This is a genomic window from Streptomyces sp. DSM 40868, from assembly GCF_011820545.1.
GTDB classification, from domain to species: domain Bacteria; phylum Actinomycetota; class Actinomycetes; order Streptomycetales; family Streptomycetaceae; genus Streptomyces; species Streptomyces eurythermus.
On sequence record NZ_CP050504.1, the window covers coordinates 143,947 to 163,669 of the forward strand.

A 19,723-nucleotide genomic window follows, 5' to 3' on the forward strand; every position below is an offset into this window, starting at 1 on the left:
TCCGAGAACGCCGCCCAGGAGCGGCTCCCCCCTCGCGTCCGGACAGCCTCTGCGTTCCCGGACATGCGGGTGATGCGCAGCCGGACCACTCCGCCGGCGCAATGACCTTCCGGCCTCATGCACCACAGAACTGACCACCCCTCGATCCAGAGAGACGGACAAGGTCGGCGGCGGCGAGCCGGGCCGCAACCGGCAGCTCGCCGGGCGTGGCAGTCGGGACCAGACGGGTGAGCGCGGACAGCAGCGCGGCATGCGCGAGGACCGGCTGCGGCAGGAGGCCGGCGGCGGCCTCGCGGGCGGCCGGGTCGGCGAAGTGTCCGCGGTCGCGGCCAGGGCGCGGGCGAGCCAGGCGCCGACGTCGGCCTGGATGTGCCACCCGGAGCGGCGGGTGAGTTGGTCAGGGACGGCTTCGTCGCTCTCGCGGGGCTCGGCCTGCTCCAGTGTGTCGAGCTCGCGCAGCGCCTGGAGCTCGTTGCCGCCTCACGCAATTCCCCACCCTCGTGGTCACGTTTCCCCAGGGGGACGGCGATCGCGGACTGGTGCGCCATACGGGTCGGGGCGGGCAGGGGTGGATCGTCTCGGTTGGTGCGCGGGCAGTGTTCTCACGCGTGCTGTGGCGTCGCGTGCAGTCCTTCGAGGAGTGTGGCCAGATAGCGGTGGGCGGTGTCGATCCGGTCGGCGGGTGTGCCGCCGTGGACGTTGACGGCGTAGGCGATGCCGCACATGAGCGGGACGAGGTCGGCGTCGGCCAGGTCACGTCGGACCGCTCCGGCATCGCGAGCCCGGCCGAGGAGTGCGGTGCCGACCGACCGAAGCGTCTCTTTCAGTTCCGTGGTGCGCGGCAGGGTGTCGGTGGCTGCGGCGGCGACCGGGGCCAGGGACGCGTCGGTGACCTGCGCTTCGACGGTGCGGAGCAGGAAACCTTCGAGCGCGCGCCAGGGGTCGGTGCCGGTCAGAGCCTGCTGGCCGTGGTTGGCCAGGGCTTCCAGGCAGGGAGTGGCGACGGTCTCCAGTAGCGCCTCGGGGGTGGCGAAGTGCCGGTAGACGGTGCCGACTCCGAGTCCGGCGCGGCTAGCGACGTCGTTCAGTTGCAGGGGTATGCCCTGGTCGACCAAGGCACGGGCGACCGCGACGATCCGGTCCCAGTTGCGGGCCGCGTCCTTGCGCAGGGGCATCGTCATGGGGGACATGCTAATCGGATTCTCCATCCGGATGATGCCGCCGACAGCACCCGCACCGCTTGGCGGGTCAGGAAATCGTGAGAGGTGCGTACCGTTCACTGAGCCGGCGCACGTCCTGGGCGATGCGGGGGTCGGTCGCTGCTCGCAGCGGCGTCACCGGGTGTGCCTGGGCCCCGATGACGATGCCGGTCCGGCCCGCGAGGGCTTCGTCAGTGGCGGCGACGATCGAGGGCCGGGCAGCCACGGACGCCGGACCCGAGGTGGAGCGTTCGAACTTGCGGCGCACCAGCGGCCACAGCAGCCGCAGGGCTGGTGAAACGACCTTCGGGTCGGTCAGGGTCCCGTTGGTCATGTCGGTCGCGGCGCCTCCCGGGTCGGCGGCGAAGACGGAGGCGGCCGTGCCCTTCAGCCGGTTCGCCAGGTCGAGCGTGTAGGCGAGGTTGGCGAGCTTGGCGCGGCCGTACCAGTGGAAGCCGTAGTAGCCGCCGGGGGGCTCGACGGCGTCGAAGGCTCTCTTCGCGAGCCCGACCGCGCCCGAGGTCACGTTCACGATCCTGCTCGGCGCCCCGCCTGTCAGCGTGGGCAGCAGCAGTTCTGTCAGCAGGTACGGGGAGAGGTGGTTGACGACGAACGACGCCTCGATGCCATCCAGGGTCTGTCGCTGCGGGAACATTGCCCCGACGTTGTTGACCAGTACGGTCAGCGGGTCGCCGGATGCGGCGTGCTCAGCGGCGATCCGGTCGGCGAGCGCGCGCACTTGGTCGAGCGAGCCCAGGTCGGCGGGCAGGAACCGTCCGGGATGCGCCGGGTTCGTTGCGTTGATTCGGTCGACCGCCCGGGCACCCCGGTCGGCGTTGCGTCCGACCACGGTGACCGAGAATCCGGCGCCGGCCAGCCCCAGGGCCGTCTCCAGTCCGATGCCGGCCGTCCCCGCCGTGACCACAGCCGTCTTCGCCATGTGCTCCCCCATCCAGTCATGCGGATAGTTCATCCGCTTGTCGGGGACCGCAACACACAATCGGATGAGCTATCCGTTTAGAGATGTCGGGTGGCGGGACAGGCAATGCCGGGCGGCATGAAGCCGCGCCGATCCGAGCACGCCGGACGGCCCGGGCCCATCGGCCACTGCCGCTACCGCACGCCTGGGGAACTGCGTCATGTCGGCCCTGGCGCGCGGTGTCAGCCGTCGGAGTGTGGTGTGAGGGGCTGGGGTGTGGCCGCCCATGAGGCGAGCAGGCGTAGGGCTTCTTCGGAGGGTGAGCCGGGTTCGGCGGTGTAGATGGTGAGGGTGAGGCCGGGTTCGGCTGCCATTTCCAGGCCTTCGTAGGCGAGGGTGAGGTCGCCGACGGTGTGGTGGTGGAAGCGTTTGGTGCCGGTGCCGTGGTGGCGGACGTTGTGGGCGCCCCAGCGGGTGCGGAAGTCGTCGCTGCGGGTGGAGAGCTCGCCGACGAGGTCGTGGAGATCTTTGTCGTGAGGGTTGCGCCCGGCTTCGGTGCGCAGGATGGCGACGGCGATGTCGGCGGCCTGGTCCCAGTCGGGGTAGAAGCGGCGGGAAGCGGGGTCGAGGAACTGGAAACGAGCCAGGTTGGCCTGGTTGCCGGCCGTGGCATAGACGTCGTCGTAGAAGGCGCGAGCGAGCTGGTTGGCGGCGAGGAGGTCCATGCGGCCGTTGCGGACGAAGGCCGGGCCGGCGGTGACGGCGTCCAGGACCCACTGCAGGCTCCGGTGTGCGGTCCAGGTCCGGCTGGTGCGACGACGAGGCCGGGTGAGCGCGTCGGAGCCGTCCGCGGCCTGCGCGAGGTTGAGCAGGTGGGCGCGTTCGGCGTCGTCGAGCTGAAGGGCACGGGCGACGGCTTCAAGGACGGCAGGGGAGACGCCGGCGAGGTTGCCGCGCTCGAGCTTGGCGTAGTACTCCACGCTCACATCGGCCAGGGCGGCGACCTCGCTGCGGCGCAGGCCGGGTACGCGCCGGCGGTTCCCGGAGGGCAGGCCGGCCTGCTCGGGGGTGATCTTCGCTCGCCGCGAGGTGAGGAACTCGCGGACCTCTGATCGGTTGTCCACGCTATCGACGGTACGTCCCGACCGTGTCCACAGGGATGTACTGGCAGTACACCCCTCGAGGGTGTCTCGCTACCGGTGTGAAGAGCGGGTTACCTGGATGACGTGGTGCTTTCCGCCCGGTCATCACGACGGGCTTGCATCTGGCCCTGCACTCTGCGACGGCCCCGACATCCGGGATCGCACGCATCGGCAAGCAAAGGAACCTTTCTCATGCGCGGAGCAATGATCTACGCCCCAGGCGACGTCCGCTTCGAGACCCTGGAGGACACGAAGATCCGCAAGCCGACCGACGCGGTCATCCGTACGGCCGTGACCTGCGTGTGCGGCTCGGACCTGTGGCCTTACCGCGGGGCCGAGCCGATCGGTGATCCGCACCCGATGGGCCACGAGTACGTCGGCTTCGTGGAGGATGTCGGCTCCGCAGTCACCTCGGTGAAGCCGGGCCAGTTCGTCGTCGGCTCCTTCGCGACTTCGGACAACACCTGCGCGAACTGCAAGAACGGCTTCCAGTCGAGCTGCTTGCACCGCGAGTTCATGTCCACCTGCCAGGCCGAATACGTCCGCATCCCCAACGCCCAGGGCACCCTGGTCGCCACCGACGAGGTGCCGGACGAGAAGTTCTGGCCCGGTCTGCTGGCCGTGTCCGACGTCATGGGCACCGGCTGGTGGGCTGCCGACGCCGCCGGGGTGAAGCCTGGGTCGACCGCCGTGGTCGTCGGCGACGGCGCGGTCGGCCTGTGCGGCGTGATCGCGGCCAAGGAGATGGGGGCGGAGCGGATCATCGCCATGTCGCGGCACGAGACGCGGCAGAAGCTCGCCCGGGAGTTCGGCGCCACCGACATCGTCACCGAGCGGGGTGAGGAGGGTGTCGAGAGGATCAAGGAGATGACGAACGGGATCGGCGCCGACTCCGTCCTGGAGTGCGTCGGCACCGCCGAGGCCATGAGCCAGGCCCTGCACTCGGCCCGGCCCGGTGGCAACGTCGGCTTTGTCGGTGTCCCCCATGAGATCGCAGTCGACGGGCAGGAGCTGTTCTTCTCCCACGTCGGCCTGCGCGGCGGCCCCGCCCCCGTACGCCGCTACCTGCCCGACCTCATCGACCGGGTCCTGACCGACCGGATCAACCCCGGCAAGGTCTTCGACCTCACCCTGCCCCTGGAACAGGTCGCCGAGGGCTACCGCGCCATGGACGAGCGCCGCGCCATCAAGACCCTCCTCAAGCCCTGACCCACGCCCACCCCGCCACCCGTACAAGGAGCTTTTCATGCAGATCACCCGTAGCTCGATCGACACCGTCAAGGGCCCGGCCGACTGGTTCACCGGCGACGTCTACATCGACGCCGTCGCCGCCGCGCCCGCCCCATCCCGGGTCACCGCGTCGCTGGTGCACTTCATGCCCGGCGCCCGCACCCACTGGCACCGCCACCCGCTCGGCCAGACCGTCTTCGTCACCGAGGGCATCGGTCTGTGCCAGCGCCGCGGCGGACCGGTGGAGGTCATCCGCCCCGGCGACCGCGTCCTGTTCGAGGCCGACGAGGAACACTGGCACGGCGCCGCCCCGAACCGGCTGATGGTGCATGTGGCCATCAACGAGGGCGACGACGACCACGCCCTCGTGCACTGGCTGACCCCCGTCACCGACGAGGAGTACGCAGCCGCCCCAGCCACCGCCTGAAACCCGGCGCCGCGCCACCACGCCCTGCCGGCGCCCATCCCCGGCACTGCCGCGTGCGCGGCCCGGCAGCGCTCATCCGACCCAGCGGAGTCTGGAGAAACGGGCCCGTGCTTCGTGCCTTCCCTCGCACTGTCCTGACTGTCCTGCTCGCCGTCCTGGTCGGGCCCATGACGGCCTGCAATGATCAGCCGCCGCCTGCTGCGCCGTCCCCGCACCCGTCGGCTAGGACGCGCGAATCATCACCACCGTCCCACGGGAACGACGCCATGCGTATTCGCCTGACCATCGACGGCCAGTCGGCCGACGGCACCCTGAACGACAGCCCCGCCGCCCGCGACCTGGCCGGCCTGCTGCCGCTCACACTGAAGCTGGAGGACTTCCACGGCACGGAGCGGATCGGCTATCCGCCGCGCAGGCTCACCACCGACGGTGCCCCCCAGCCGTCCGCAGCCAAGGCGGGCGACCTGGCCTACTACGCGCCATGGGGCAACCTGGCCATCTTCTACCAGGACGGCCCTCCCCCCTCGGGCGACCTGCTGATCCTCGGCCACCTCGACGCCTCCGTCGAGCAGATGGCCAAAGCCGAGCGGATCACCGTCGAGCCCGCCACCTGACCACCCCTTCTCCAAGCCTGGAAAGAAGTTCTTCATGCCCCATCCCGCCGCTCCGGCGCCGGGCAAGCTGCCCTTCGTCGTGTGGATGCTCGCGGCCGGCACCTTCCTGATGGGCACCACCGAGTTCGTCATCGCCGGGATCCTCCCGGACATCGCCCCCGACCTGGGCACCAGCGTCTCCCACGCCGGACTGCTCGTCACGGCCTTCGCCGTCGGCATGATCCTCGGCGGGCCGACCATGGCCCTGGCCACCCTGCGCCTGCCCCAGCGTCTCACCCTCGTTCTCGCCCTGACGGTCTTCGCCGCCGGTCACATCCTCGCGGCCCTCACCAGCTCCTTCACCGTCGTCCTGGCCGCCCGTTTCGTCACCGCGCTGGCCACGGGGGCGTTCTGGGCCGTCGGCTTCGTCATCGCCACCGCCGCCGCCGGACCGGCGAACGCCACCCGGGCCGTGAGCGTGATGATGGGCGGCCTGACCTTGGCCAACGTCGTCGGCGTCCCCGCCGGCTCCCTGGCCGGACACATCACCGGCTGGCGCGGACTGTTCTGGGTCCTGGCCGCCCTCGCCGCCCTGGCCGCCGCCGTAATCGGCCGCTTCCTGCCCCGCACCCCGCAGCGCGCCCGGGTGTCCGTCCGCGACGAGATCCGGGCTTTGCGCCAGGGCCGTCTGTGGCTGGCGCTGGCCGCGGCCGTCCTGATCATGGGCGGGGTCCTCGCGACCTACACGTACATCACCCCGCTGCTGACCGACCGGACCGGCATCCCGGCCGGGGCCGTGCCGCTGGTCCTGGTCGCCTTCGGCGCCGGCGCGCTGGGCGGCACCGCGATCGGCGGCCGGTTCGGCGACCGGCGCCCGATGGCCACGACGATCCCCGCCGCCGCGGCGACCGCGCTGGCCCTGCTCGCGCTGATCCCGCTGTCCACCACTCCGCCGGCTGCCGTCACCCTGATCTTCCTGATGGCCCTGACCGGGTTCACGATCAACCCGGTCGTCACCGCCCTCGCGGTCCGCTTCGCCGGCGACGCGCCCACCTTGGCCTCGGCGCTGACCACATCCGCCTACAACACAGGCATCGCCGCCGGCTCCGCGCTGGCCGGCCAAGCCCTGGCCTCCTCTCTCGGCGTGACCGGCCCGGCGCTGATCGGCGCCCTCTTCACGGGCCTGACCCTGCTGCCGCTGATCGCCCTGGCCACCACCGCCCGGCGGGGGCCGGCCCGGAGCGTCACCCAGAACAGCCCCGATGCTCAGATCCCGGCACCACGGCAGACCACCGAAGCGACATCGACGCGGTCCTGAATCCGTCCGGCCGTCCGGCACTCCGTCCACCAGGAGGAAACCCCGTGAACCCCACCTACGACTTCACCGGCCAGGTCGCCTTCGTCACCGGCGCCGGCTCCGGCATGGGCCTGGCCGCCGCCCGCGCCTTCGCCACCTCCGGCGCCGCCGTCACCCTTGCCGACGTCAACGAGGCCGCGGTGCAGGAGGCGGCCAAGGACCTCACCGACGCCGGGCACCAGGCCCTCGCCCTGGTCTGCGACGTCACCGACGAGGATCAGGTCGCAGCCGCCGTCGACCGCACGGTGGCCACGTTCGGCCGTCTCGACATGGCCTACAACAACGCCGGCCTCCAGATTCCGCCCGCCGACGCCGCCGACGAAGGCGCAGACCAGTTCGACCGCGTCCACGCCATCAACCTGCGCGGCGTCTGGGCGTCCATGAAGCACGAACTGCGGCACATGCGCGAGCAGGGCAGCGGCGCCATCGTCAACTGCTCCTCCCTCGGCGGCCTCGTCGGCCTGCCCGGCCGCGCCTCCTACCACTCCTCCAAGCACGGCGTGATCGGCCTGACCACCAGCGCCGCCCTCGAATACGCCCCGCGCGGCATCCGCATCAACGCCATCTGCCCCGGCACCATCGACACCCCCATGGTCAGCGACATGATCGCCAAGGGAGAACTCGACCGCGCCGAAGCCGAAGCCAACCAGCCCATAGGCCGGCTCGGCACACCTGAGGAGATGGCTCAGGCCGTCCTGTGGCTGTGCAGCCCCGGCGCCGGCTTCGTCATCGGCGTCGCGCTCCCCGTCGACGGCGGCTACACCGCCCAGTGATCACCCGGCGCAGCTCGGCGGTGCGTTCGGGATGGGCTGAACTTCACTACGTCAGTGACAAGAAGGTTGCCTAGGGGCTGTCCCGTAAATGATCTTTGAGTCGCCAGAAGGGGGTCGGTCGCGGTGCGGTCCGCTCGCCTATCCGGCGAGGGCGAGGCTGTGCAGGCGGGCGATGCCGAGCATGGCGTGGTGGACCCCGTCGCCTTCGAGGCGGCAGTCTCGGAGGATTCTCCAGGTCTTCATGCGGGCGAAGGTGTGCTCGATGCGGGCACGGACCTGTTTGCGGGACTCGTTGTGCGCCTTCTTCCCGTCGGGCAGGTCTTCGCCCTCGCGCCGACGATGGAGCATGACGAGTCCCGTGCCCGGACAGCCGCCGTCGGCGATCGTGAGGGTCCTGCCGACGGCGGCTTCGGCACCGGATTCCTCCCATGCCTCGCAGTCGTTGCGGTTCCCGGGCAGCGGTTGGCCGACCACGACGACGAGTTCGGTGTCGGCGTCCATGACGACCTGGTGGTTGGTGGAGTACCGGTAGTTCTTCGACTGCTCGGCGATGGTGTGATCGCGAGTAGGCACCAGGGTGCCGTCCACGATGAGCACGGCGTCCTTGGCGAACCGCTTGCGGGACTGGAGCGCGAGCAGCGGCCCGAGGTGGTCGATGATGCGGTTTGCTGCCGAGGTTCCGTCCCGCTGTGCCCCCTTGACCTCACCGAACGGGTGTCGCCCCGGGCGGGCGGAGGGCCAGCAGGGAGGGCACGGCCTCCGGCGCGGCGAGCCGCAGCAGTCCGTAGCCGATCCCGGCGACCCCGGTCATCAGCGAGGGGCTGTGCACCCCGCTCGGCATGCCGCACACCCAGCCCCGCGCCTCCAGCGCATCCAGGGTCACGGCGGCCTGCCGCAGTGCCGTGTCCGCCGCCGCCCCGCCCGCCAGGAGCAGCGGGTCCAGGTTGCCCAGGTCGCCGTGGCAGAGGGAGAAGTTGTGCCCGAAGCCGTCGCGGGCCACCGTGGCCAGGGCCACCGCGCGTTCCTGGCGCAGCCGGGCGTCGTCCAGCTCCGCGCACAGCTCCACGCGGGCCAAGGCGATGCCCGCCGCCCCGTGGCACCAGAGCACGGGGTGGGACGCGGCGGCGCCGGGCGAGCCGTCGGCGCGTACGTCGCGCCAGTTGGCGGCCTCCGCGTCGAAGAGGGTCCGCTCGTACTCCAGCGTCTCCCGGGCGAGGGCGGGCAGCCGCTCGTCACCGAGCAGGCTCCCGGCCCTGGTGAGCGCCCAGGCGATGCCCGAGGCTCCGTGGGCGAACCCGGCCAGTGGCCGGTCGGCCGTGCCGGCCAGCGCGCGGGGCAGCCAGCCGACCCCGCCGCCGGGCTGCGGGGCGGCCCGGTCCGCGAGCCGCCCGGCACAGCGGGCGAGGGCGTCGGTCACCGCGCCGCAGGGGTGCACCGCTGCCCAGGCGGCCAGCCCGGCGATGGTGCCCGCGCAGCCGTCGATGACGTCGAAGGACTCGTCCTCGGCGGCGGTGGCGGCGGCCCGCTGGACGAGGGTGCCGGCGAGCGCGGCCAGTCGGGCGTCGGGGCGGTGGGCGGTGAGGTGGGCGAGGGTGTAGAGGATGCCTCCGGTGCCGGTCAGGCCGCCGGTGAGCCGGTCGGCGCGGCGCCCGGCCTGGTGGCGGAGGGTGACGCTGGCGGCCCGGGCGGCGCTCTGGTACGTCGCCTCGCCCGTGCGGAGGGCGAGGTGGTGGAGGAAGAGGGCGATGCCCGCGGTGCCGCTGTAGAGGTCGGGGCCGAGTTCCGCCGGGGCCCAGCGGCCGGGCGGGGTCCAGTTGGGGCCGATCCAGGCCAGGTCGGCCGGTCCTCGGTAGGCCCGGCGCAGCAGGTGGTCGGCGGCCTCGGCGGCCTTGGCCAGGGCGCGGGCGCGGATCGCCCCGGGGTCCGGGTCCGGGGCCGGGGTGACCGGGCGGGGGGCGGTGGCCTGCGGGCGGGACGGTTCGCTCGTACCGGTGGCGGTGGCCACCGACAGGCGCAGGAGTTCGCGTTGGCGGGCGAGGTCGGCGGGGCCCAGGGAGTCGAGCTTGTCGAGCGCGGTGTCGAGTGCGGGCCGGTCGACGACGGAGGGGATGAGGGCTCCGGTGGAGGCGCGGGCGTCGACGCCGTCGGGGCGGAGGGTGAACAGGGGGACGTCGTTGTTCCACAGGTCGGCGCGTTCGTGCGCGAGGAAGGCGTCGGCGCTCTCCTCCCAGGTCGCCAGCGCCCACAGCCGGTCCAGGTGGCGGTCGTGGTCCAGGGCGTCGCGCAGCAGGTCCGGGTGGTCACCGGCGGCGAGCAGGCTGCGGTACTCCAGCGTGTCGCGGCGCAGCAGCCGGGTGTGGTCGGCGGCGAAGGCCCGCAGCAGGCGGCGCACCTCCGGTCTGGCCCGCGCCATGATCCGGTACGCCTCGGTGAACCCGGTGTCGAGGTCGTCGGCGAAGTCCGCCAGCTCCAGGGGCTGGTCGACGGGGAGGGGTCGGCTGTCGACGCCCTGGAGGTTCCTCGGCCGGTACGCGATGCGCATCCGGTCGGTGCCTTCGCCGTCCACGTACGGCACGGTGCGGGGCGGTGCCTGGTCCGGGTCCCAGCCGAGGGCCGACACGTCCGCGCCGCCGTTGCCGTCCTCGTCCCACACCCGCTGGGGCAGCAGTCCGGACCGGAGCACCGAGTGGGCGGCGTCGTGGCGCGCCAGGCGTTCGGAGGGGGACAGGTCCTTGGCGGGTTCGCGCAGGTCGGGGTGGAAGAGTGCCTCGCAGTCGACGAGTACGGGCTGGTCCCCGTGGGCGATGAGGTTCTGCGCGTGGCAGTCGACGGCGTCCAGTACGTAGAGCACGGCGGCGAGTGTCCCGGCGCGGTGGTAGAAGGCATGGAGTTCGGCCGCGTCCCGGCAGTGCCCGGCCGCCACGTGGGCCACCCAGCCGTAGCCGTCCCGGGGCAGGTGGGTGACCTCCAGCAGCGGCAGCCGCAGCCGGGGGTTGAGCCAGCGCAGCAGGTCCTGGAAGTGGAGGTCGACGTCGAGCGGGCGGGGCTTGTAGACGATCCGGGTGCCGTTCTCGAAGCGCAGGGCGGTGACGGTGGCGCCGCCCCGATGGGCGTCGCCGAGGCCGGGGCGTATCTCGGTCAGGCGGCCCAGGGGTACGCCGGGGGAAAAGGTGCGGGAGACGTCGGGCAGGTCGGCCGCGAGGCGGCGTACGAGGGCGAGGTGGGTGTCGGTCCACTGCTCGGCGGCCACCGTGAGGCGGCGGGCCAGGACCGGGTACTCGGCGAGGATCTGGACGGCCCGCGCGGGGTCGGCGAGGCGGCGCACGAAGTCGCGGTAGCGCTCCTGCGGGGTGGCGCCGGTCAGTTGGCCGGTGAGCCGGGCGATCTCCAGTTCCACGATCATGGTGCGTACGGCCATGGCGTGGGCGGGGGCGGTCAGGGACGGCAGCAGGTGGGCGGTGATCTCCTCGGGGGTGCCGAGCGGGGTGGGGCCGAGGGCGGCGATGCCCCCGCGCAGCCGGTCGCGGGCGGCGGTGAGCAGCGGGGCGACCAGGGTGGCGAAGGCGTCCCGGTCGGGGATCTCGACGGCGGGGGTGGGCGGGGGTTCCTCGAAGACGGCCGCCAAGTGGCGCGCCCACGGCTCCTCGGCGCCCAGCCGTTCGGCCAGGGCTTCGGCGGGCTCGGTGAGCAGTTCGCGCAGGAGGCCGGGGTCGAGAAAGTCGGCTGCCAGCCGCCTTTCGAACCAGCCGCCCTGATCGAACGGGCGTTGTGCCCGCCAGCGGGCCAGTACGCGGTCGGCGCGCCCGCCGAGGGAGGCGTCGGTGACGGTGGCCCGGCCCCGGCGGCTCAACGGGACGGCGCGGGCGGCGGCCAGGCGCAGCGGGGACGTGTCCACCACGGCGGTACCCCCTCGGGTTGGCTCATACCGCGCGCCGCACCCCACGGGGGCGCGGCGCGGCGGGCGGTCGGGTCAGTAGCTGCACATCCGTGCGCAACTGGAGTAGGACTCACAGGTGTTGGCCGCTTGCCCGGCGGACACGTAGACCTCCTCGGCCGGGCTCCCGGCCGGGTGGTCCCCGAACTCCCGCGTGAGACTCAGCCGGAAGTCCTCGTCCTTGAGGGCACGGACCCGCTCTGCCGTGGTCAGCACGGCGCCTCCCCTGGTCAGTTGGTGTTTCCGCATCGTCGTTCGGACGGCTCATCATGGCAGCGGGGCCCTCACCACACCAGGGGGCCGCTGTGCGGTGGCCTACGACGTCACGGCCAGATCCTCGTCCACGTCCTCGCGCATGCGGCAAGCCTTCCAGAACGCGGGAGCCGTACGGATCGCTTCGCGAGGGCGCCCGTGCCCGGGCGGGTGATTCTTCGACTGGACGGTCCGGCTCGGCTGGGTCCGCTCCCCGCAGTCGATCGAGGTCCGCTTCGGCACCAGCCGGGCCGGCGCCGTCGACGTCGCCCTCTACACCACCGTCTCCGTCGACGCGAGCCCCGCCGCACACCCGGAAGTCGACTGGGAGCAGCTGCGCGCGGTGGAGAAGGGCCGGCGCTCTGCGCTGGCGTCGCTGCGCCCGGAACCGGCGGCGGCATCCGCGTGAGCCCGCCGGAACGGAGGCGGCCCTCGCACCCTGAACGTCGGGTGCGAGGGCCGCGTCCTTTTGTCGCCGTGGTCAGGGTGTGTCGCCGCAGTGGTAGCAGCGGCAGCTCACCCCGGGGCCGGAAGAGCGCTGTTCGCCGGGGCGCGGGTCGTACAGGGCCCGGCCGCCGGGGCCGAACTGCCCCAGCGCGGTGACCAGCGCGACGCCGGTATCGACCTCCTCGGGCGTCCAGCCGGTGATGTCCGGCAGCAGGGGCGTCCAGCGGGCCGCCGACCACTTCGGCGCAGGTCCGGTGCGCAAGCGGGCCGGGATCGGGATCGTCGTGGTCGGCGCCGTAGACCCGGCGGCGCAGCAGCTGTTCGCCCTCATGGTCCACCCCGTCAAGCCTGGCAGCCGCCGCTGACAACCGGGGTGCGGGTACGTCACCGATCCGCGGTCGCTGAGTCGGCCAGCTCTCCCGGGAGGCCGCCGGTTCCCTCGAAGGGGCCAGGTCTGCGGCGGCTGGCTCAGACTTGCCCGGCCGCTGGCTCCCACAGCGGGCATCGTGATCAACCGGGAGGGGGAAAGCTCTCCCCCTCCGGCGGTCGGACTCTGCCCACAGGGCCGCGGTTCGAGGGTGGCTTCGAGGCCGCCGCGATCAGCAGGGCGGCCCGACGATGAGTGCCTGTTCCCGGAACTCTGTATCAGCAGGTCGAAAGGTGTCAGTGGTGAGCTGATGCCACCAAGCCGCTACCGGACGAGGAGGCTCTCGATGTGGTCGATCACCGCTGACACGGCCTGCCGGTAGGCGGTGCTCGACCGGCGGACCTGGGACAGCAGCATGCCGCCCTGGACGGCGGCCAGCAGAGCGGTGGCGAGCGCGGCAGTATTGCCCGCTCGGCACCGGGACGTGCTGCTGCTGATGGCCTGGGGTGGTCTCGGCTACGAGGAGACGGCCGAGGCCCTCGGTATCCCCGTGGGCACGGTCAGATCACGGCTGCACCGGGCTCGCGGCAAGCTGCGCGAAGCATTGGGCGGATCCGATCCGACGGCACTACGAGAGGTATCCGAGCATGAGTGACGAACTCGAACTCTTGAGGAAGTGGGACGCGGACGCGGCCCCCCTCACCGGTCCGGCCCGGGACCGCGCCCGGCATCAGTTGCTCAACGCGATGGCTCACGCAGACCAGCTCACCGGCGCCGGCCCCAGTCGCCGCCGCGCACTGCGCCTCGCGGCGGCCGCGGTGGCCGCGGTGGCCGCCACGGCGGGTTACGGGGACGGCCGTGCTGATCGGCACGGACGGCTCCGGCGAGGGCGGCGCACTGGGCACCAGCACCCCGCGAATGCAGAACGCCGCCGCGACGGTGCTGAACGGGGCGGCGGCATGGGAGCGCGGGCAGGAGAAGGAGCCGGTGGCACCGCGCGACGACCAGTTCGTCTACTCGAAGCGGATCATCAAGGAGACGGAGCAGAAGACCGGCGAGGTCAGGACCTACACAGACGAGATGTGGGACTCGGTGGACGTCTCCAAGCCCTCCTTGACCATGGCACTGGGCCGCGAGATGTGGGAGCAGCCCGCGGGGAAGGGCGGCGGGGTGTGGCCACCCCGGAAGTGAAGCGAGCTGAAGAAGCTGCCCCAAGATCCGGAGAGGCTCATCTCGGCCATCATCTCCTCCGGCAGTTCCCGGTTGCCATCAAAGTTGGACCACCCCTCGGTCCTGCGGGAGCTTATAAGTGCCAGCAGAAGACGAGTAGCCGTGACAGGCAATCCCGCAGCGAGGCCGCCGCAACGTACCGCGGCGAACACGAAGGACCGATAAGGCCAGGAAGGAATCAGACCGGCCTCCTGCCTACGACTTCATGTCGAGACGCACAAGCGCGCCAATCTCCACGAGCTGGTCCGGCAGCGCCAGATCGGAAATGCCCATGACCGTGCTGGTGGGCCGGTGTTCTCCGAAGTACTCGGCGTGCAGGCGTGCGGTCGTATCGAAGTTCTCCCGCAAATTCCTCACCAGCACCGTGGTCTCCACTATCTGGCTACGCTCGGCTCCGAACTGCTTCAGCACTCGGTCCAGGTTTCCCAGCGTGGTGCGGACCTGCAGTTCGAAGTTGTCTGCGCCTACAAATTCGCCGTGATGGTCGTGAGACAGCTGCCCGGACACGTAAACCGTGTCACCGACCTGGATGGCCTGCCTGTACCCGTACGACGACTCCCACGGCATACCAAAACCGAATTCCTTCACCTGAGAACTCACGACACACTCCCCTGAAAATAATGCGCGGGGGCGCCGGTCACAGATAAGCCCCTTGGCCGAAGAAGTTACAGGGCCACATTAAAAACGCTTGTCTCACAGCGAAGTCGTACTGATCTCTGCGTGCACAAAAATGGCCGTACCGTATCGTCGCCGTGGTCATGGCGCTCACGGCTGGCTCCCTCCTCGGACCCCTGTGCCCGTGGCAGCTCCTCGGGGAACGGACGGATCACCTCTTCGCTGTTACGAGCCGACTAGACGGTGTCCCGTAAATGCTTCGGATCATGCTGGTTGACCTGCTCGTTTGCCTGTCATCCGGTGAGGGTGAGGTTGTGCAGGCGGGCGATGCCGAGCATGGCGTGGTGGACGCCCTCTCCTCTGAGGCGGCAGTCGCGCAAGATCTTCCAGCTCTTCATGCGGGCGAAGGTGTGCTCGACGCGGGCGCGGACCTTGCGGTGGGAGGCGTTGTGCTCCTCCTTCCAGGCCGGCAGTTCCTCGTCCTTGTGCCGGCGGTAGTGCGGGATGGTCAGGCCGGTGCCCGGTAGCCACCGTCGGCGATCACCGCGGGGGTGGTACCGACGGCGGTCTTCGCGCCGGACTCCTGCCAGGCCCGGCAGTCGTTACGGTTGCCGGGCAGCGGTTTGCCGACGACGACGACCAGGCGGGTGTCGGCGCCGATGACGACCTGGTGGTTGGTGGAGCCGGTCGGCCGCCGACTTGGACACGCCGAACAGCGGGGCGAGTCGGCGCAGGGTGAGGTTGGTGCGCCAGTACGCGGCCACCAGCAGCACCCGGTCCTCCAACGGCAACGACCACGGCCGTCCCTTGCGGACCGGATCGGCTCCCTCACGCCCCAACGCGGTGATCAGCTTGTTGAATTGCCGAGGGCTCAGCCCGGTGAACGGGCCTCTCCACGAGGGCTCTGACGCCGTGATCACACCAGCCAAGGCAAGATCATCTCACCTCCGACCAGCAGTTACGGGACGCCCTCTAGCAGTCCAACTTCGATGGTAATCGGTCCAGGTTTACTGTCACCGGACACCGGACATGAGGTGATCCCACGGCGGGCACGTGCACGGTCGGCAGGCGGCGCAGTCCGCGCAGCTCATGCAGAACCGGCGGGGGACGGTGGGGCAGTTGCAGATGGGGTTGTAGTCGGGGTCGTCCTCGCCGGGGTAGTACGTCTCGCCGAACGGCGGCTCGGTCCACGTGTAGACGGTGCCGTCGGCGAGCAGCTCCTCGAAGTGCCGGCCGACGGCGCTGGCTGTGTGCCAGACCGCGACGACCTCCGCCTCCTGGTCATCGGTCATGCCGGGTTCCCCGAGGAGTCGGCCGGCTCGGTGGCGCGGGTGAGGAGCGCGGCGAGGCCGGCGGCGGCCGCCGGCTTCCCCAAGGAACTTATCGAAGCCGCCTCCCTCGACGGTGCCGGACGCTGGACCATCCTCTGGCGCATCATCCTGCCCATGAGCTGGCCCACCCTGTCGGTGATGTGCGTCTTCTTCTTCGTCTGGGGCTGGAACGAGTTCCTCTACCCCCTCGTCCTGCTGATCTCCAACGACAACCAGACCGTCCCTCTCGGCCTGTCCGTCATGCAGGGCCAGTACACCAGCGACCCCACCGCCATGAGCGCCGCCGCCCTCCTCGGCGTCATCCCCATGGTCGTCTTCTTCCTACTCTTCCAGCGCTCCCTCACCCGCGGCGTCACCGCAGGAGCAGTCAAGTAGCCCCAAACGGGGCCCAATGTGCACGACAAACGACTGCTGCTCGCGGTCGGCGTCCACGATCCGGTCCCTGCCCGCCCGGGAGACGCCGGTGACGCGGGCTCCGGTGCGGACGCGGTCGCCGAGGACGTCGGTGAGCGGCTGCAGGTACTGCTCGGCCCAGTCGCCGCCGGAGGGGTAGGACACGCGGGGGTGGTCTCCACGACCAGTCCGCCCGGCGCTCGGGCACGCTGTGGTCCCCGCGCACGCGGGGATGGCTCCAGCGCGGCAGCCGGACGGCATCATCGCTCGCGACGCACAGGCCCGGGTTGCCGCAACAACTTCACCCGGCTCGTCACCGCAGTTCCAGCACCCGGCTCTCAGCATCCCACGGCCAAGATCTGGGCCAAATACACACCAGGCCCAGAGCCGATCCCCTTCAGCCCTCGTTTCTGCTGGCCAAAGCACCACTCAGGCGTACCTCTGGCGCTACACATCTGCCTGCATGGGAGCGCTTGTCACAGCCCGGCAGCTTGTCACACCTGCAGAGCCAGGAGACCGCTACGACCACAGCGACGCGATACACCTGATGTCCCATCAGAACTAGCGTCAAATGAGCGTCAAGATGCCTCGCAGAGCGTCATTCGAGCGTCAAGATATCGCCCGTAACGCCCATAGCGCACATCATAACCGCAGGTCAGCGGCCCTTTTCGGCAGGCTCCAGAATCGCCACGCACTCCACATGATGCGTCATCGGAAAGGCGTCATGTCACGCAGAGCGAAGAGAAAGCCATGGTCAGAGGCCCTTTTTCAGCCTTTTGGGTGACCGTTTGGGTCATCTGAGCGTCAAACGAGCGTCACCGCATCGGCTGCTGACCGGGTCCAGGAGCCGGTTGCACATGCACTCTCACCCACAGGGAATCGCTCCACAGTTTCCGGCCGTACCCACTCGCGCAACGCCTGGCGTTCAGGTGTCAGCCCACCACCTTGCCGAAATCTCACACAACAGGCATACCGCCACGATGGTCACGCGTCGTGAACCCTCAACGACAGCACGCCACGGAGGCCAGTAGCTGCACGTGGGGGGCAGCGCCCCTCTTACGGGCCTCAGTGAGCGGCCGGGAGCCGCTGGATCCCCGGATCCGCAGGCAAGGCCGTGCGGAACCGCCTGTCCCGGGTACGAGCACTGCAGAGCGCGCCTCCGGGACGACGCCTTGTTGCATCGCCGGTACTGGGCAGAGAGACATCCGGCGTAGTCGGCTCGGCCTGCCGATTGTCAGTGCCTCGTGGGAGTCTTTGAGTACGTCAGCGGCACAACGAGCGGAGAGTACTGAGGTGCATGCCATGACTGTGCGTGTTCGCCATTCAGATCCCCCCGCCCCGTCCGGTTGCCGATGGTGCGGCGAGGAAAGAAGCCGGCACGGCCGGCGCTGGGTGTCGTCTGTGGGAGTGCACTCATGGCAGGAGCCCACACGCGAGCAACGTCTGAGCCGTATGAAGGCCCGCCGCGCGCTACGTGGGCTTCAGTCTCCCTCGGGCCAGTAAGCCAGGCCGGCCGCACGGGCCACCTTGATCGCATCTTCGAAAGACTTCACCAGGGCGCGCGGGACGTCGGATGGCTTGCGCAACCGGCGAGCCAGCTCCACGACCATCTCCTCCTTTTTGTCAGGGGCGCTGCTTGAGGACTGACGGAGCAGGCTGTGCAGCGACTTGCTGAACTTGCCGCCGAGCCTCAGAGCGCCGATGTCCTCAGTAGTCCATTGCCGGGCATCGTCACGGGGCCAGACGGCGTTCATCGTGTCTACCCACTGGTCGTCGCTGAAGACGTCCTCCAGCTCGTTGGGATCACCAAGAAAAAGACAGTCGGCCTCGGTGAAGCCTTGCTTGTTCAGACGGTCGATGTTGAACTTCTTCTGCTTGTCGCGCATGGTGTCGGCGTCGACCAGGAAGACGACGGTGCGCTTGTGCGCCTTGAGGAACTTGGCGAAGCTCAGGGCGCCGTCGTTGCCCCCGCAGTCCCACAGGGCGATCCCGGTGGACTGGATGGGATACCCGAACGCCAGCTTGAACAGAATGGGCAGCGCCGCGTACTCCGTGGGGCCTTCGACGCCGACAAAGCAGCGCTCGTGCAGAAGAACGCTGTTGCGGAAGCCCAGGGAGAGGGCCATGTTCGACAGGAATCGACGGGTCTCCTCGTCGTCGTCGTTCGCGCCGAGTGACTGTACGTAGGCCCGTCCGTTCCGGCTGTTGAGGTGCACGATGTCCTGGATGTCGACACCGTCGATCAAGTTGAGCGAATGGGTGGCAACGATCACGGTGGATTGGGCAGCCGACGCCGACACCTTGATCATCTCCATGATGCGGCGCTGATGGTCGTAGTCCAAGTGGGTGTCGGGCTCGTCATAGGCGATGATCACTCCACCGATACTGTCCTCGACCTGCTCCGACAGCAGTTCCTGGCTCGCCTCCCACAAGGCCAGGGAGATCCGGCGCGACCGGCCGGAGCCCGCTGCCGTCAATGACACGGCCCGCTGGCCCGGGGCCGCGGCAGCCAACGACAGACTGCCGACCGCCGGCCGGAACTGCACGCCGGGATCCACGGTGAACACGTCAAGCGCACATCGCTCCTCGACCAGCTTCTGCAGCCGCACGACATCGTCCTTGAGAAGGCTGGAAAACTCCTCCTCCAGGTCAGTGATTTTCTGCCGGGTCTCCTCGCGTAGCGTGTACTCGCGCAGCTTCGCCGTCAGGATGCTGCGGACGACGGCCTCCGGGGACTCAGCGGCATCGCCTTTGAAGTAGAGCAGCTGAGGCAGCGCAGCCGTGACGGGGTCAGGTGCTGCTACCCAGTCAGTGATCATCTCCGTGCCGGCGGCATGCTCCTCAAGCACCTCCACCCAACTGGCCTTCACGTTCGGCTGGCCCTCACGCAGGCTGACCCCCACCTCGGAAGCGAGCGCCCGCAACTCGGGGACCTTCAGAGCGGGGATGTTGCGTAGTGCCGGGTTCCGTGGCACCGCAGCCCACCACTCCAGACAGCTACCCTCGCTCTCCACATGCCGACGGCGCACACGGAGAGAGGGACCGACTCCCAGAGACCTCTCTTCAGTTGCCGAGAGAACAAAGCGACCCTCGACGGTGACTGTGCGCGGTCCTTCGGCCTCATCCGAGGGCAACGCCGCACGCGCCGGCTCTCCTACGGCGAAATCGGAGATGTCGCTGTCGGCAATGGCACGCTCGCCGAGCAGGAAAGCGATCGCATCCAGGGTGGCTGTTTTCCCGCAGTCGTTATGCCCTGTCAGGATCGTCTGCTTATGGATGGGTATGCCCTGAACATCACCCAGCGAGCGGAAGTTGGTGACACTGAGTTCGACGAGACGCACAATGCTCCCTTGCAGTACGGCACGAGCGCGTGCGGTGGGCAGCCAGCAACGCGCCGTTGTAACGCACCCATTTCCGACGTGGGTGGGAAAACTCTAGCGCCAGATGAGAGGGCGGAGAGCCGCGATCCCAACGTTGCAGCAGTGACCGCACCCAGGGAGAGTTGGTGATCTGT

At 70.0% G+C, this 19,723-nt stretch carries 14 protein-coding genes and 7 pseudogenes; 9 read left to right on the top strand and 12 right to left on the bottom strand.

Going from position 1 to position 19,723, the window contains the following annotated elements:
• Positions 1 to 602: 602 nt before the first annotated feature.
• The 3 genes from HB370_RS00650 to HB370_RS00660 form a co-directional block, all read right to left on the bottom strand.
• Positions 603 to 1,181 carry a TetR/AcrR family transcriptional regulator gene (locus tag HB370_RS00650; RefSeq protein WP_030793992.1) on the bottom strand — a complete coding sequence of 193 codons (579 nt, stop codon included), beginning with the start codon at positions 1,179 to 1,181 and terminating at the stop codon, positions 603 to 605.
• Positions 1,182 to 1,248: 67 nt separating this feature from the next.
• A complete protein-coding gene (locus tag HB370_RS00655) occupies positions 1,249 to 2,139 on the bottom strand; it encodes an SDR family NAD(P)-dependent oxidoreductase (RefSeq protein WP_030793995.1) in 891 nt (296 codons plus the stop codon).
• Between the two features lie 221 nt (positions 2,140 to 2,360).
• Complete coding sequence (locus tag HB370_RS00660) at positions 2,361 to 3,242, bottom strand: helix-turn-helix transcriptional regulator (protein WP_030793998.1); 882 nt, start codon at positions 3,240 to 3,242, stop codon at positions 2,361 to 2,363.
• Between the two features lie 210 nt (positions 3,243 to 3,452).
• Between HB370_RS00660 and HB370_RS00665 the strand changes: the two genes are divergently transcribed.
• The 5 genes from HB370_RS00665 (at position 3,453) to HB370_RS00685 (ending at position 7,640) form a co-directional block, all read left to right on the top strand.
• A complete protein-coding gene (locus HB370_RS00665; RefSeq protein WP_030794001.1) occupies positions 3,453 to 4,469 on the top strand; it encodes a zinc-dependent alcohol dehydrogenase family protein in 1,017 nt (338 codons plus the stop codon).
• Between the two features lie 37 nt (positions 4,470 to 4,506).
• Complete coding sequence (locus HB370_RS00670) at positions 4,507 to 4,917, top strand: cupin domain-containing protein (RefSeq protein WP_030794003.1); 411 nt, start codon at positions 4,507 to 4,509, stop codon at positions 4,915 to 4,917.
• 266 nt (positions 4,918 to 5,183) lie between these two features.
• Complete coding sequence (locus HB370_RS00675; protein ID WP_030794005.1) at positions 5,184 to 5,531, top strand: cyclophilin-like fold protein; 348 nt, start codon at positions 5,184 to 5,186, stop codon at positions 5,529 to 5,531.
• 34 nt (positions 5,532 to 5,565) lie between these two features.
• On the top strand, positions 5,566 to 6,828 hold the full coding sequence (locus tag HB370_RS00680) for an MFS transporter (RefSeq protein WP_051816216.1): 1,263 nt from the start codon (positions 5,566 to 5,568) through the stop codon (positions 6,826 to 6,828).
• A gap of 44 nt (positions 6,829 to 6,872) precedes the next feature.
• Entirely contained in the window at positions 6,873 to 7,640 is a 768-nt protein-coding gene (locus HB370_RS00685) for a glucose 1-dehydrogenase (protein ID WP_030794009.1), read from the top strand.
• A 138-nt stretch (positions 7,641 to 7,778) separates the two neighbouring features.
• Here HB370_RS00685 and HB370_RS00690 read toward each other — a convergent pair.
• From HB370_RS00690 to HB370_RS00700, 3 genes and pseudogenes are all read right to left on the bottom strand, one after another.
• Positions 7,779 to 8,315: pseudogene (locus HB370_RS00690) on the bottom strand (IS5/IS1182 family transposase); the annotation flags it as partial.
• A 28-nt stretch (positions 8,316 to 8,343) separates the two neighbouring features.
• Complete coding sequence (locus HB370_RS00695; RefSeq protein ID WP_030794014.1) at positions 8,344 to 11,538, bottom strand: type 2 lanthipeptide synthetase LanM family protein; 3,195 nt, start codon at positions 11,536 to 11,538, stop codon at positions 8,344 to 8,346.
• 72 nt (positions 11,539 to 11,610) lie between these two features.
• Positions 11,611 to 11,790: a hypothetical protein gene (locus HB370_RS00700; protein ID WP_030794017.1), complete on the bottom strand. Its 180-nt coding sequence runs from the start codon at positions 11,788 to 11,790 to the stop codon at positions 11,611 to 11,613.
• A 214-nt stretch (positions 11,791 to 12,004) separates the two neighbouring features.
• Here HB370_RS00700 and HB370_RS42610 point away from each other — a divergent pair.
• Positions 12,005 to 12,235 (top strand): annotated as a pseudogene (locus HB370_RS42610) (hypothetical protein); the annotation flags it as partial.
• A 72-nt stretch (positions 12,236 to 12,307) separates the two neighbouring features.
• Here the strand turns inward: HB370_RS42610 and HB370_RS00710 are convergent.
• Positions 12,308 to 12,611: pseudogene (locus HB370_RS00710) on the bottom strand (hypothetical protein).
• A gap of 474 nt (positions 12,612 to 13,085) precedes the next feature.
• Here HB370_RS00710 and HB370_RS00720 point away from each other — a divergent pair.
• Together HB370_RS00720 and HB370_RS00725 are read left to right on the top strand one after the other, a co-directional pair.
• A pseudogene (locus HB370_RS00720) lies at positions 13,086 to 13,295 on the top strand (RNA polymerase sigma factor); the annotation flags it as partial.
• A 203-nt stretch (positions 13,296 to 13,498) separates the two neighbouring features.
• Positions 13,499 to 13,831 (top strand): hypothetical protein, encoded by a 333-nt coding sequence (locus HB370_RS00725; protein ID WP_051816218.1) that lies wholly within the window; start codon positions 13,499 to 13,501, stop codon positions 13,829 to 13,831.
• Positions 13,832 to 14,065: 234 nt separating this feature from the next.
• Here the strand turns inward: HB370_RS00725 and HB370_RS00730 are convergent, their stop codons facing one another.
• From HB370_RS00730 to HB370_RS41535, 3 genes and pseudogenes are all read right to left on the bottom strand, one after another.
• Positions 14,066 to 14,470 (bottom strand): Rid family hydrolase, encoded by a 405-nt coding sequence (locus tag HB370_RS00730; RefSeq protein ID WP_078637824.1) that lies wholly within the window; start codon positions 14,468 to 14,470, stop codon positions 14,066 to 14,068.
• A gap of 308 nt (positions 14,471 to 14,778) precedes the next feature.
• Positions 14,779 to 15,414, bottom strand: a pseudogene (locus tag HB370_RS00735) (transposase family protein).
• An 84-nt stretch (positions 15,415 to 15,498) separates the two neighbouring features.
• Entirely contained in the window at positions 15,499 to 15,777 is a 279-nt protein-coding gene (locus HB370_RS41535) for a hypothetical protein (RefSeq protein WP_030794023.1), read from the bottom strand.
• Between the two features lie 75 nt (positions 15,778 to 15,852).
• Here HB370_RS41535 and HB370_RS41540 point away from each other — a divergent pair.
• Positions 15,853 to 16,191: pseudogene (locus HB370_RS41540) on the top strand (carbohydrate ABC transporter permease); the annotation flags it as partial.
• A 15-nt stretch (positions 16,192 to 16,206) separates the two neighbouring features.
• Here HB370_RS41540 and HB370_RS00745 read toward each other — a convergent pair.
• Positions 16,207 to 16,371 (bottom strand): annotated as a pseudogene (locus tag HB370_RS00745) (flavoprotein); the annotation flags it as partial.
• Positions 16,372 to 17,690: 1,319 nt separating this feature from the next.
• Positions 17,691 to 19,550, bottom strand: a complete 1,860-nt coding sequence (locus HB370_RS00750; protein WP_051816296.1) for an AAA family ATPase — start codon at positions 19,548 to 19,550, stop codon at positions 17,691 to 17,693.
• Positions 19,551 to 19,723: the final 173 nt, after the last annotated feature.